Here is a 14,049-nt window from a genome sequence, read left to right on the forward strand (position 1 = left end):
ATTAGATGCAAACTTATTAGTAGAGTTTTTGCTGTCGTAAACAGAGAAACTCCCTATATAAATACATATAAATTTGCTTCTTAAATTTAACAAATTATATTTGTTTTTTGTCATAGAATGCGGGAGCGTGGGGGCAGCTCGGGGAACTTATGAAATATATGAAGGACTCTATTAAAAATGATAAAAAGTAAATTTTCGGGAGATTCAATTTATTGGAGCATTTTTATGGTTTTACCCTTATTCGGTTTAACAATTTTTACATTCAGGTTATTAGAGAATTTTACATTTAGTTTTAGTGACATTTTGGTGTTGTTTTTATTTTTTTTATTATATCTTTTTTCACTACTTTTTTTTAAGCACATTAAATATATATCAATCAAAGATCATAAATTAAAGTTCTATTCAATTTTATATCCTTTTGGAAAAACTTTAAACATAAGTTCCTTTACCGGAAAAATAATCCTAAATGAATATGGGACTAGAGGCCGTTATAATGTGATTTACTTAATTGACAAAGAAAATATTACATCTTTTAAGATTATGGGACTGCATTATAAAAATTTTAATGAAATAAATAATGCAATTCAACTTAAAGAAATAAAGTTTTCTCCTTCCGCAACTCAGTATTTTAAGCTATTATTCTTTGAGAAAATTCGTTTAGAAAAATCGGGAAATAAAGTAAATTAAACGTTTTATCTCATATTTTATGTAACATCTCCATATAAATAAAGTGTTTAAGTACTAATTCAAATTCAATATATGATTAAAATAAGGTTGATATTCCTCCATAAAAATATCATTAAAATGTATCTAGACCTTGTTAGTTATTACAACCTTATTTGTTTACTTTGTAAAGATATGAGACATTTGCGGAGCTGGAATGAGAAATAGAAATACTAAACCATGGATAATAAAAATATAAAATCGCTTTTTTGTTTAATCGTTCTTTTAACAATATTCATGTCTTGCAAAGAAATTGAGACGACTAAAAATGTTGAAAACTCTTTAAATATTGATAATATTTATGCTGATATAGATTTATTTACTTTTCAACCTATAAAATTCGATAAGATTGATAAAAATTTTTATGTAACCATTGAAGATGGTGGAAATCAAAAAGTAATAACAGTTGTTAATGGTGAAAATAATAATACTAGAGTTTATAAAAAGAACCTCAAGGGTTACTATACAGATTTAACACCTACAAATACAGAGACCGGTTTAAAACTATGTTTTACTATGTTTATAGCAAGGAGAGGATAGTTTGTTATAATATACATGAATTTAGCGGAGAACCAATGAAGTTAATTAATTATTGGATAATTCTTCCTATTGATAAGAACAACATCCAAAGAAAATTAAGTTATAAAATAGAACACAAATATATAAACAGTTTCGAAGAAATTGATTATGAGAAAGACTTAAATACACCACTTACCGATAATCTTGAATATGAAATGATTTACGAATTTGATTTTAACAAGAAAACAGTTCATGAGTATTCTGTTCATAGAGGAGTAAAAAGACTTAATGAGGTTTATGACATAAAAAATTCTAGAAATTTAGAAAGTCCGTTGAAAAATTATTGGAGACCGGTCAATTGGCAATTTGATTTATAGAAATTAATGATTATCTGCTATGCATGATTTACTCGATTAAAGTTTTAATGAATACTTAATAACCGCTCTGTCAACACAAAATACGATATCCCTCTTTAAAGCGTTATCACTTAAAGTATAAAAATTTTGATTTTTAATTCAAATGAAAAATCAATCGGTAATTGCTTATATTTGACAAACCCAAAATAACCTTTAATGAAGTTGTTTCTGTTCAAAATTATTTCCAAACTGCGTTGTTACGGAATAGCTTTGTTGCTTTTGGGTTTTCTATCAGCCTGCACCTCCTACAAAACTCAACTAGGCAGTCAAGCCACTTCGTTTTATAACAATCAATCACTTGATACGACCACCATTGTGTATTCTGTTTTTTTAACCGGAAATGCGGCGAATACACTAAATGACGGGGCCACTCCTTCCCTAACCCATTTTAAAAAACGATTGGAAAGAGCGTCAAAAAACAGTACCGCACTTTTTTTAGGCGACAATATTTTTCCGTTAAACGGATTCAATCAAAACAAAACAAAAGCAGAGGAAAAAATCACCACACAATTGAATTTAACCGAGAAATTCAAAGGGAAAGTATTTATAATCCCCGGTAAAAGCGATTGGGGAAGTTCAACTTCTTCCCTTTTGGCACAGGAAAATTTTATTTCAAAATACAAGAAAAAAGAAAGTCAATTCATCCCTCAAAATGCGTGCGGAATCGAGTTTGTTTCGTTGAGTAACGAAGTAGAATTGGTTGCCATCAACTCGCAATGGTTTCTGGAAGATTGGAATGAGCACACCGAAATCAACAAAGGATGCAGCATTAAAACCCGTGAACAGTTTTTTGATGAACTCGACAGTCATTTGTTAGAAAATCAGGAAAAAACAATCCTATTAGCCATTCACCATCCGCTTTTGAGTAACGGGATTTATGGTGGTCAGTATTCGCTAAACCAACAACTTTTTCCGCTAGATGCAACTATTCCGCTGCCCATAGCCGGAAGTTTTTATAATCTGTTCAGAAAAGCAAGCGGCTACAAAAAGGATGATTTGCAACATGCATCCTACCGTGAAATGACCGACCGAATAAAAGCGATTGTGCAAAAATACAATCACGTAGTCGTTGTTTCCGGTCATGAACAAAATTTACAATACATCAACAAAGACGGTATTCAGCAAATTATCAGTGGCTCTGGAGCACATTATACACCGGCTAGAGCAGTAAATCCGAATGATTTCAGCTATGGTGGATATGGCTACGCCGTGGTTGATGTTTATGAAAACGGAGTTTCTACAGTTTCCTTTTATACCACATCCAATCGAAAAGAAGGATTACTTTTTCGTCAAAAAATTAGAGAACCGGAAGTGATTAATAAACATCAACAGTATCCCAAACAATTTGAACCCACTCTAAAAAGATCAATTTTTGGCAAACCGGTGAGTCGAAAAAGCGATGTGTATCAATTCCTTTGGGGAAAACATTATAAAAACTATTACAAACAGGAAATTGCCTTACGAACGGTTAGTTTAGACACGTTGTATGGCGGTTTAAAACCCATCGGATTAGACCAAGAGGGAACTACTAACTCTCTTTTGTTGAAAGATAAAAACGGTAAAGAATTTAGTATGCAGCCCCTCGAAAAAGATGCTTCATCCTTTTTTAAATCGCTTGCCTACAAAAATACCAACTTAAAAAACCATGATAACAATGCTCTTTCGGAAGATTTTTTACGAGATTATTTCACTACTATTCATCCGTTTACGCCGTTAGTTGTCTCCAAGTTGTCGCTTGCAATTGGTGTCGGTTCTACGCAACCGAAATTATTTTATGTCCCAAATCAAAATGCGTTAGGCAATTACAACGAAGATTTTGGGGGCAATTTATATTACATTTCAGAAAAAGTAAATTCATCTCAAAAAAGTCTGGCTCCTTTTGGTAAACCAACTGCGATTATTGACACCGATGAAATGTTACATCAAATTAGAACCGATAGAAATCATGTGGTGGACCAAGAAAACTACATTCGAGCACGTCTTTTTGATATGCTAATCGGCGATTGGGACAGACAAGAGAAGAATTGGCGTTGGAGCGTTCACCAAGAAAAAGGAAAAACCATTTATCGGCCTATTCCGCTCAACCGTGATCAGGCTTTCGCAAAATACGACGGTGCTTTTTTATGGCTTTTGAAAAGTATTCCTGCTATGGGACAAATGCATTCGTATACCTACAACCCAAAAAATGCGAAAGAATTCAACAAGCAAGTCTATGCATTAGATTTGGCTCTTTTATCAGACAGCGATGAAAAAGCATGGAAAAAACAAGCCAAATTCATTCAGGAAAATTTAACCAACGACGTTATCAACAAAGCCTTCTTAGAATTGCCTTATGAATTGCAAGACGAAACGACTACCAAACTCAAATTGTATTTGAGAAATCGTCTTAAAAAATTAAATCAAACTGCTCAACAATATCAAAAGTTATTAAACAAAAAAACATTGGTTGTGGGCACCCTAAAAGATGATGTTTTTGTGATAAATCGATTGTCTAACGGAAGAACTTCGGTGGTGGTTTACAACGGAAAAAAAACACCAGCTAATATTGTTTTTGAAAAAACGTTTACCAAAAAACAAACCAAAGAAATTTGGCTTTTTGGCTTAGAAGGAAAAGACGAATTCAGTATGGAAGGGAAAGAATTCAATCCCATAAAAATCAGATTGATTGGCGGTTTGAGCCAAGATTCGTATGTGATTGAAAATGGTAAAAAAGTTAAAATTCACGACTTTAAAACCAACAACATTTTGAATGTGGATAAAAAAACAACGGTTTTACTTTCCAATGATTATGAGACCAATACATACAATTATAAAAAACCAAATTTTGACGAATTCACCGGAGTTCCTTTAGTTGGTTTTAACCCTGATGATGGCGTTCGGTTGGGTGTTCGATTGGATTTTACTAAAAAAGGTTATTTGGGAAATCCGTATTCACAAAAACACACGGCAGATGCCAATTATTTTTTCGCTACAAAAGGTTATGAATTGAGTTATGCCGGCATTGTAAAAAGAGCCTTTTCACATTTTGATTTGGTAATTAATGCTCAGGCGACCAGTTCTAATTTTGTACAAAACTTTTTTGGCTTTGGCAATACTACGCAAAACGAGGCGGATGAATTTGATTTTAATCGGGTTCGAATAGCGTCTTACAAAGTGAGTCCCGGACTGTTGTGGCAAAAAACCAAAAGCTCCAGTTTTACGGGTCGCATCAACTTTGAAGCGTATAAAGTGGAGGATACACCAGACCGATTTATTACTTCCGAAGTCGTGGACAGTCGTGTGTTTTCGTACCAAAATTTTGCCGGAGTGGGATTAACCTATCATTTTAAAAATTATGATAATCCGTTTATCCCCTCTTTGGGAATGGGTTTTCAAGTTACAGGAAAATGGAATGCTAACTTGACCGATTTTTCCAGACAAATCCCTTCGGCTGAAGTTGTTGCCAACTTTGTTTACCGATTAACACCCGATGCTCAATGGCTTTTCGAGACAACACTCAAAGGAAAATCGCTTTTCAGTGATACTTTTGAATTCTATCAAGCTGCTAGTTTGGGTGGCGACAATGATTTGCGAGGTTTTAGAGACAATCGATTTTCAGGAAAAACAGCAGCTTTTCAAGGTTCGGATTTACAGTATGCCATCGGACAAATTAAAAACCCTTTTGCACCAATGAACTACGGAGCGTTTATCGGGTTTGATTATGGAAGAGTTTGGTTTCCCGAAGAAAGTAACTCTAAATGGCATCAATCAACGGGTTTTGGGTTGTGGTTAAACAGTAGTAATGTCATTTCTTCTACCATTTCCTATTTTCATTCAAGCGATGGCGGACGGATAGCGTTTGGAATGAAATTTAATTTTTAAACACTTGTAAAGCACATATTTATAATTTAGAACCAGATTCAAGAAATTGAAGAAACTAGAAAAATTAATTTTTGCTTAAAATTCACTCTTTAAATTAAAATATTGGATTTCATTTTACATTTTTGTTAAAATTTATTCAATAAAGACAAAATTTTATTTATTGGCAATCACTTGCTTACTTTTACAAAGTTGTGCTAAAATGGACAAAAAACCACTGAATATAGGTCATCGCGGTGCCATGGGACACGAAACCGAAAACACCATTGCTTCTGTCAAAAAAGCATTGGAGTTAAATGTGGATATGATTGAAATCGATGTCTTTTTGATAAAAAGTGGTGAATTAGTCGTTTTTCACGATGAAAGGTTGGACAGCCTTACTGATACTTCGGGAAAAATAGAAGATTTCACCTTGGAAGAATTACAAAAAGTGGTGGTGAAGGGAAATCATCAAATTCCAACCTTAGACGAGGTCATTGAAACGGTGGACAGATTGGTCGTTTTAAACATCGAATTAAAAGGCAAAAATACTGCAAAACCAACATTAGCTCTACTTGAAAAGTACTTTCAAAAAGGTTGGAAAAAAGAAGACTTTGTGATTTCCAGTTTTTTATGGGATGAATTAGCAACTATGAGACAATTAGACAAGCAAATTCCCATTGCAATTTTAACGGAAGAAAACCCGTTAGATGCCATCGCAATCGGGAAAAAATTGAAAGCTGTAGCTATCAATCCGTGGTGGAAAACGTTAACGATTGAAAATACTCAACAACTTCACGATGAAGGTTTTCAGATTTATACTTATACCGTTAACGAACCAAAAGACATAAAATCGGTAACTGAATTGGGAGTAGATGGAATTTTTTGTAATTTTCCCGAAAGATTACATTGATGTATGATGTACTGATTGTGGGTGGTGGTGCAGCGGGTTTTTTTACTGCTATCAACATCGCCGAAAAAAATTCTACTTATAAAATTGCGATTTTAGAACGCGGAAAAGAAGTACTAACCAAAGTACGCATTTCCGGCGGTGGACGATGCAATGTCACGCATGCTTGTTTTGTTCCTAATGATTTAGTGAAATTTTATCCGCGTGGCGAAAAAGAGTTACGAGGTCCTTTCCATCAATTTTGTTCCGGAGATACGATTGAATGGTTTGAAAAACAAGGTGTTGAGTTAAAAATTGAAGAAGACGGAAGAATGTTTCCGGTTTCCGATTCCTCTCAAACCATTATTGATTGTTTTTTGAATGCCGCCAAAAAATATAAAATTGAGATCTTAACCGGCCAAAGTGTGCAATCGATTTTTCGTTCAGAAGATAGCTGGAAAGTAGAGACGAATCAGCAAACGTTTCGTTGTGAAAATTTGGTGATGACTACCGGAAGTAATCCGAAAATTTGGGAAATGCTTGAAAAATTAGGTCACACGATTGTTCCTCCGGTTCCATCGCTTTTTACGTTTAACATTAAAGACAATCGAATTAAGGATTTAATGGGTGTTTCGGCTTTTGCTTCAGTGAAAGTACAAAATTCGAAACTATCGGCTTCGGGGCCGCTTTTAATTACCCATTGGGGAATGAGTGGACCGGGAATTTTGCGACTTTCTGCTTGGGGAGCACGCGAATTATTTGATAAAAATTACCAATTTATATTGGAAGTCAATTGGCTGAATGATGCCACTTTAGAAGAAACTGAAAACCAGTTGAAAGAACTCAAATTAGAACATGCCAAAAAAATCGTAGTCAAAAAATCACCTTTTGATTTCCCGAATCGTTTATGGGAAAGTTTGGTTGTTGCTTCCGAAATTTCAATGGAAACCAAATGGGCAGATTTATCTAAAAAACAGCTTCAAAATTTGGCTTTGCAATTGACTAATGGAAAATTTCAAGTAAACGGAAAAAGCACTTTCAAAGAAGAATTTGTCACCGCCGGCGGGATCGATTTAAAGGAGATTAACTTTAAAACAATGGAAAGCAAATTACTTCCCAACGTCTATTTTGCCGGAGAAATTGTAAATATCGATGCAATTACGGGTGGGTTTAATTTTCAAAATGCATGGACGAGTGGATATATTGTGAGTGAACATCTTGCAAATTCTCATTCATAAGTAAAAAATTCTCATTCACATAATTATAATTCCTTAAAAATCAATTATATTTGATACCCTAACCAATTGACAATGAAAACAAAACTACTTTCTCTGACATTCTTTCTCTTCTTTTTTATTTTCGGAACACAAGCACAAGTTGAATTAACAGCCTGTGATACGGATTTTAATGGTGTTGAAGCGTTTGATTTAACAACTGTTATTCCTGCCTTGTTGGGGAATGAAAATCCTGAAGATTATTCGGTGACCTTTCATGTTTCTGAAACCAATGCGATTGCAAATATTAATCCCATTACAAACCCAACTAGTTTTTTGAACACGTCTAATCCGCAAGTCATTTGGATTAGCTTCACAAATAATTTGACTCAAGAAACAAACATTAATTCGTTTTCATTGCAAGTAAATCCCATTCCTATTTTAGGCTCTGAAGTTGCTGTAGCCTGTGATGATAATAATGATCAAATCGCCACTTTTGATTTAAGTTCGGCCGTTGAAATTAACTATCAGGCGAACAATGCATCTCCCAATACCATGTTAATTGAGTTTTATGAAACACTAACGGACATGGAAACTCAATCTAATCCTATTGGATATACTTATACTAATATTTCTCCCAATCAAATCATTTTTATTCGAATCGAAAATTTAATAACCGGCTGTTTTTGGGGTGGTGATTTCTTTTTAATGGTTGAAAATTGTTCTACAAGCTGTGAAGCACCTACAAATTTAAATGCGACGAATATTGAGGAGACGGGTGCGGTCTTATCTTGGACTAATCAATCGTCTAACATAACCTTACAAGAAATAATTATCCTACCCGCCGGCTCTCCTTTACCTAATCAAGGTTCACAAGGTTTTATAACTACCTCAAATCCATTTGTAATAACAGCTCTCACCTGTGAAACTTCTTTTACTTTTTATGTGCGTACAATATGTGAGGATCAATCTACAACGGATTGGTCAGAAGGACATACTTTTACAACTTTAACCTGTGGCACAACAGTTAATCCTTATCTTAGTGTAAACACAACAACATTTACACCGGAACAAATTTTAAATAACATCATTTTAAATTCCACTTGCGGAATTATTGACAACGTAGTTACTCAAGGTCCATGCGGTGTTGGTTATTTTAATGCTAATGATAGTGGTTTTCCTTTTGAACAAGGATTAATCATCAGAAGTGGTCAAGCAAATTTATCTCAAGGTCCGTTTATCAATAATTCAAATTCTCTTTCCTCAACTTGTTCTCAAACTGGTGATCCGCAGTTAAATGCCATTATGCAAGCATCAGGACAAACCGGAACAATTAATGATGTTTCTTTTGTTAAGTTTGATATAGTTCCAACTTCCAATATCTTAAGCTTCAACTTTATTTTTGCTTCTAATGAATATGGTCAATATCAATGTCAATATTCGGATGTTTTTGGTTTTATCTTAACTGATTTAACAACTAATGAAACCATAAATATAGCCGTTGTTCCCGGAACAAATGTTCCGATTTCAACTACAACTATCCGTGATGTTGCTCATAACAGTGGTTGTCCTTCCGTAAATCCACAATTTTTCAGCACTTATAACGTGGGAAATCCCAACAGTAGTCTAAATATGATAGGTTATACTGTGCCCATGACTGCAATTGCTGCTGTGACTCCAAATCATAATTACTCTCTAAAATTAGCTGTTGGGGACTATTTGGACGGTTCTTTTGACTCAGCCGTTTTCATTGAAGGTGGTAGTTTGGCTTTAGGTAACCAATGTAGAGAAAACATCCAAATTATTACTTTTTTAGATTCTAATAACAATGGTATTAAAGAGGCTAATGAGCCTACCTTTTTGAATGGTAATTTGAATTATCAGCTCAACAATACCGGTGATACCGTTTCGGCCACTTCTTATAACGGCGTGTTTTATATTTTCCCGGAAAATGAAACCGATACGTATGATTTTAATTATTCCATTTATTCAGAATTTGCCGGTTATTATGCAGAACCTATCAGTTTTGATGATGTTGTTTATTCACAAACAGAATCTAATGTGTATTACATTCCAATCGTAAACACAACACCTTATAATGATGTTACAGTTTCTTTGGTCGCAACCAACCAACCGGCAGCAGGATTTAATTATATCAATACAATTTATTATACCAACAACGGTATTGCTCCGGCATCCGGCACATTAAGTTTTGAGAAAGATCCGGCTTTAACCATCAGCAACATTTCGATTGGAGGAACAACGAATCTACCAACCGGATTTACGTTTGATTATACGGATTTAATGCCATCTGAAACAAGATCGATTACTGTAACGATGAGTGTGCCACCCATTCCAACGGTAGCTATTGGAGATTTGGTGACTAATTCTGTTTCGATTTCCAGTTTAACAACGGATGCTAATCCAAATAATAACACAGCTTCGCAAACAAAACCTATTGTGGCTTCGTATGATCCAAATGATAAAAATGAGTCACATGGTGATAAAATTGCTGTAGCTGATTTTACGGTGGATGATTATTTGTATTACACGATTCGTTTTCAAAATACAGGAACCACCAATGCTACTTTTGTTCGCGTAGAAGATGTATTGGATGCTCAATTGAATCCGGAAAGTTTGCGAATGATTGCAGCCAGTCATCCGTATGTTTTGGAACGCATTAATAATGAATTGGTTTGGAAATTTGACAATATTCAATTAGTACCACAAATTGTAAATGAAAATGCGAGTATTGGATTTGTACATTTTAAAATTAAACCAAATCAAGGCATTGCAGTTGGCGATATCATTCCAAATACGGCCGACATTTATTTTGATTTTAATCCGGTGATTGTGACCAATACGTTTGAAACCGAATTTGTAGAAAACCTAAGCACGCCAGATTTTACCAATTCAACGGTTGTACTTTCTCCAAATCCGACGAAAGACCGCCTTCAAATTCAATTGAATGGCAGTGAGACTATCACACAAATTTCGGTTTATGATGTAGTTGGAAAACGTGTTTACTTTCAAGACAAACTTGAGCTAAATGCCATTTCTGTTGATTTTTCCAATTTACACCAAGGAGTTTATATGGTGGAAGTGATTACGGCTTCGAATCAGAAATTAGTGAATAAGGTGATTAAACAATAATAATTAGACCGATAAATTATAATCTAAGGGTGAAAGAAATTTTGCCCTTTTTTATGTATAATTTTCTGTAAACAAAATTTCATTTGAAGCACTTCTCCCCTGCCCGGGATTGAAGCGGAAAGCCCGGAGCAAAAAAACACTAATTTTCTTAAAGCAAAAAAGCGACCAAAGGAAGCTCTTTTTGGTTTATAAAAATTGTGTTTTTTTGTGAGGACTTGCAGTGAAAAGCCCGATAAGGCCCAAAAAATTAAAAGAATTCGCTTCGGTATTCCCAAACTTTTAAAAGAAACAGACCAAAAAACACCATTGAAACGACAAATTTTATAAACGTGGAAGCCAAAAAACCAATGAAAGAACCCGTCGCTGCTTTGAATGCTTTTTGTGAATCGTTGGAATCATTGATCATTTCACCCACAAAAGCTCCCACGAACGGACCAATAATAAATCCAAACGGAATGGGTGCCAAAATGCCAACGACCAAGCCAATATTAGTTCCCCAAATGCCATATTTACTGCCACCAAACCGCTTAGTTCCTTTGGCGGGAATGACGTAATCGAGGATGCCTACAATCAGTGCCACAACTAAAGTCACACCCAAAACAGTGTAGCTCATCGGCACGGCTTTGGTGAGATACAATAACAAAAGTCCGACCCAGCTGATGGGTGGTCCGGGCAAAACCGGTAAAAAACTGCCCAGAATCCCAACAATCATTAAAATGAATGCGATGAGTAAAAGTGTGATATCCATAAAATAATTTATTACTTTTGGTTAATCAAAAATACGCCTTGTTTTATTACAAACGAAAAATGAACAAATTTCTTTCCATTTTTTCTTTACTTTCTCTTTTGGTTTCCTGCCAATACTTCGAAAAGCGTGTGCCTTCGGAGGAGGAATTATTGCAAAAAAGATTGAAGGAAATCAATTGGAATGAAGTCACCGTTTATCCCTCGGTGGCGGAGTGCGATAGTATTTTGGATAAAGAATTACAAAAGGAATGTTTTTTTAAGTATTTAACAGAAATCATTCATCAAAAAATCGCTCCGGATTCGTTGCTAACCAATACGAAAATTATTGATACAATTGAAGTTAGGGTAACTGTTTTTCCTGATTCCAAAATTACGTTTGAACCACTTTTCCCAACCGATAGTTTAACGTATGATAAACAAAAAACAGACAGTATCATCAAAGCCAGATTAACCGATTTTCCTAAAATTGAACCAGCCCAAAAAGAAGGAATTCCCGTGAAAACGCAATTTATTTTACCTATCATTTTGAAAGCGGATTAAGATTTAAACGTTCTTCCTTTCCATTCATACTTTCCAAACAAAGCGTAAAATGCTACAGCCGAACTGAAAAATGGGTAAATGAAACTCGAAATCAAAAGATATCGAAATCGTTGATTAAAGAATTCCGCCGACTTCAAAATAATCACACAATCTACCAAAAACTTAATTGCAAAATACAAAAGCAGGTTTCTAAAGGCAAATAAGTCCATTGTCCATAAGCAAAAACCAATCACAAATAATAAATTAGTTAAGAAAACTAGTATTGCCAAACTCCTTGACAACCAATCCACATAAACACTCGATTTACTTGCCCATCGTACTCTTTGAAAAAACAATGCTTTCCAACTCAATTCGCTTTTTGTAAACACAATACTAAGTGCGTTTTTACAAAAACCTACCGCTTGAGGTTCGTATTGAATCGCTTTTTGCAACAAAAAAACGTCATCACCACTAGCTATTTCAGAGTTCCCTTGAAAACCATTAAGTTCTTTAAAAAATGATTTTTCATAAGCAAAATTTGCACCATTACACATAAACGGCTTTTTAATTCCAAAACTACCAATCGTTACACCTTGCAAACTCAAAAAATCTAAATTCTGAAATTCATATAAAAAACCATTTTTGGAAAGAAGTTTAACACCGGCGGCGACCATTCTTTTATTTTCAGTTTGAATGTACGAATCAATTATTTTTAACCAATTGGATTGAACCATACAATCGGCATCTGTTGTAATTATCCACTCTTTTTTTGCAATAGCAATCGCTGTATTAATAGCATCTTTTTTGGGTGAATTTGAATTTCTCACATTTTTAATTGAAATAATTGAAAGTTCATAATTCGTCATTGAAAATTCCTCATCCGAATCATCATCCACCAAAATCACTTCAATAAGTTCCTTTGGATAATCTAAACAAGATAGTGATTGTAGAAGGTTGGGTAGATTTTCAGCTTCATTTCTAAAAGGGATTACAATTGAAAAACTTGTTTTTTGTTTATTGTCTGAAAACGTTGATTTCATTTTATTGAAACCATAAATAAATGCAACAATAAAGATTGAATAAATAAATAGAATTAAATAAAATCCAATTAAAATCATTTACGCAAAGGTTTGTAGTTTAAAACAAAAACACTTCCAATCAAAACCGGAATAACCAAATTCAACAACCACATTACTGTTGTGACCGAAACTACTGTCCATTGATTGATACCTAATTTCCCAAATAAAAATACAGCAACGCTACCTTTCACAACTACATCCATCAAATGTATGGTTGGTACAACAGAAGCAAAAAAATACATTGTAAAAATGGTTAAAAGTGCATCCGGATAAGGCAAGTTTACATCAAAAAGTAGCAACAAAAAATAAAATTGATGCGAAAAAACCAAATAACGTAAAATGGAAAATTGAACGTTTGCAAAATGTTTTCTTGCCGGAAATAAATGAATCTTTCCAATCAAATTATCAATTGAATAACCATAAAATCGCCATTTTTTAAAATAAATCAGACCTAAAATAAGACCGAAAGCAAGAATGACCGGCAACCAAAATAAAAAACCGGATGTAAAATAATTTTCTTCAAAAAAATTGGGCGACAAAACAAAGAAGAACACACAGCCTATTAGTCCAAAAAATAGAGTGACAAGCATCTGCACACTATTTCCTAAAAAATTTAAAAAAATAATCTTTTTGGTTTGTTCTTTGGAATAGTACATTCCTTTTGCAACATATTCACCAATCCGATTGGGTGTAAAAATTGAAGCGGTTAAAGAACCGAGCGTTTGTTCAACTGCCTTCTTGAATGTTATTTTTTTAAAACCTGAAACTAAGTTTTTCCATTTTAAACATTCCAGCAACCAATTCAAAAATGACAAAAAAACAATTCCTAAAAAACTCAAGAAAGTGAATTTTTGAGTAACTAAATGCCAATCGGACAAGTCTTTGGTTTTTAATTGAGCATATAAAAACGCTACGGCTCCACAAACGATTAAAAGTTTGAGGAGAACCAATAG

10 protein-coding genes are annotated in these 14,049 nt (G+C 34.1%); 7 read left to right on the forward strand and 3 right to left on the reverse strand.

The features are described 5' to 3' along the window. Positions 1-903: 903 nt before the first annotated feature. From ACIQ0M_RS12175 to ACIQ0M_RS12200, 6 genes are all read left to right on the forward strand, one after another. Complete coding sequence (locus ACIQ0M_RS12175; RefSeq protein WP_396152608.1) at positions 904-1,263, forward strand: hypothetical protein; 360 nt, start codon at positions 904-906, stop codon at positions 1,261-1,263. Positions 1,264-1,298: 35 nt separating this feature from the next. Beyond that, on the forward strand, positions 1,299-1,619 hold the full coding sequence (locus tag ACIQ0M_RS12180) for a hypothetical protein (RefSeq protein ID WP_396152610.1): 321 nt from the start codon (positions 1,299-1,301) through the stop codon (positions 1,617-1,619). A 195-nt stretch (positions 1,620-1,814) separates the two neighbouring features. Beyond that, the gene (locus ACIQ0M_RS12185; protein WP_396152612.1) at positions 1,815-5,519 is read left to right on the forward strand and encodes a metallophosphoesterase; all 3,705 of its coding nucleotides are present in this window, start codon (positions 1,815-1,817) and stop codon (positions 5,517-5,519) included. A gap of 199 nt (positions 5,520-5,718) precedes the next feature. Then, on the forward strand, positions 5,719-6,408 hold the full coding sequence (locus tag ACIQ0M_RS12190) for a glycerophosphodiester phosphodiesterase (protein ID WP_396152614.1): 690 nt from the start codon (positions 5,719-5,721) through the stop codon (positions 6,406-6,408). Further along, positions 6,408-7,622 (forward strand): NAD(P)/FAD-dependent oxidoreductase, encoded by a 1,215-nt coding sequence (locus ACIQ0M_RS12195; RefSeq protein WP_396152616.1) that lies wholly within the window; start codon positions 6,408-6,410, stop codon positions 7,620-7,622. Before ACIQ0M_RS12190 ends, ACIQ0M_RS12195 begins: the two co-directional genes overlap by 1 nt. 72 nt (positions 7,623-7,694) lie before the next feature. After that, positions 7,695-10,751 carry a choice-of-anchor L domain-containing protein gene (locus tag ACIQ0M_RS12200; protein WP_396152618.1) on the forward strand — a complete coding sequence of 1,019 codons (3,057 nt, stop codon included), beginning with the start codon at positions 7,695-7,697 and terminating at the stop codon, positions 10,749-10,751. Positions 10,752-10,998: 247 nt separating this feature from the next. On the opposite strand, the gene ACIQ0M_RS12205 is transcribed toward ACIQ0M_RS12200, so the two are convergent. Next, positions 10,999-11,499, reverse strand: coding sequence for a DUF456 domain-containing protein (locus ACIQ0M_RS12205; RefSeq protein WP_396152620.1), 501 nt, complete (start codon positions 11,497-11,499; stop codon positions 10,999-11,001). Between the two features lie 59 nt (positions 11,500-11,558). Here ACIQ0M_RS12205 and ACIQ0M_RS12210 point away from each other — a divergent pair, with 59 nt between their 5' ends. Beyond that, entirely contained in the window at positions 11,559-12,038 is a 480-nt protein-coding gene (locus ACIQ0M_RS12210) for a hypothetical protein (protein WP_396152622.1), read from the forward strand. On the opposite strand, the gene ACIQ0M_RS12215 is transcribed toward ACIQ0M_RS12210, so the two are convergent. Both ACIQ0M_RS12215 and ACIQ0M_RS12220 read right to left on the reverse strand, forming a co-directional pair. Then, the gene (locus tag ACIQ0M_RS12215; protein WP_396152624.1) at positions 12,035-13,057 is read right to left on the reverse strand and encodes a glycosyltransferase; all 1,023 of its coding nucleotides are present in this window, start codon (positions 13,055-13,057) and stop codon (positions 12,035-12,037) included. The two genes, ACIQ0M_RS12210 and ACIQ0M_RS12215, sit on opposite strands and share 4 nt — an antisense overlap. Positions 13,058-13,131: 74 nt before the next feature. Continuing rightward, positions 13,132-14,046 carry a lysylphosphatidylglycerol synthase domain-containing protein gene (locus ACIQ0M_RS12220; RefSeq protein ID WP_396152626.1) on the reverse strand — a complete coding sequence of 305 codons (915 nt, stop codon included), beginning with the start codon at positions 14,044-14,046 and terminating at the stop codon, positions 13,132-13,134. Positions 14,047-14,049 lie beyond the last annotated feature (3 nt).

This window comes from Flavobacterium sp., from assembly GCF_044339515.1.
Lineage (GTDB): Bacteria > Bacteroidota > Bacteroidia > Flavobacteriales > Flavobacteriaceae > Flavobacterium.

Coding starts and splice junctions, on each gene's coding strand:
- ACIQ0M_RS12205 (WP_396152620.1), bottom strand. CDS start 11,499: ATGGATATCACACTTTTACTCATCGCATTCATTTTAATGATTGTTGGG.
- ACIQ0M_RS12195 (WP_396152616.1), top strand. CDS start 6,408: ATGTATGATGTACTGATTGTGGGTGGTGGTGCAGCGGGTTTTTTTACT.
- ACIQ0M_RS12200 (WP_396152618.1), top strand. CDS start 7,695: ATGAAAACAAAACTACTTTCTCTGACATTCTTTCTCTTCTTTTTTATT.
- ACIQ0M_RS12215 (WP_396152624.1), bottom strand. CDS start 13,057: ATGAAATCAACGTTTTCAGACAATAAACAAAAAACAAGTTTTTCAATT.
- ACIQ0M_RS12180 (WP_396152610.1), top strand. CDS start 1,299: ATGAAGTTAATTAATTATTGGATAATTCTTCCTATTGATAAGAACAAC.
- ACIQ0M_RS12190 (WP_396152614.1), top strand. CDS start 5,719: ATGGACAAAAAACCACTGAATATAGGTCATCGCGGTGCCATGGGACAC.
- ACIQ0M_RS12185 (WP_396152612.1), top strand. CDS start 1,815: ATGAAGTTGTTTCTGTTCAAAATTATTTCCAAACTGCGTTGTTACGGA.
- ACIQ0M_RS12175 (WP_396152608.1), top strand. CDS start 904: ATGGATAATAAAAATATAAAATCGCTTTTTTGTTTAATCGTTCTTTTA.
- ACIQ0M_RS12210 (WP_396152622.1), top strand. CDS start 11,559: ATGAACAAATTTCTTTCCATTTTTTCTTTACTTTCTCTTTTGGTTTCC.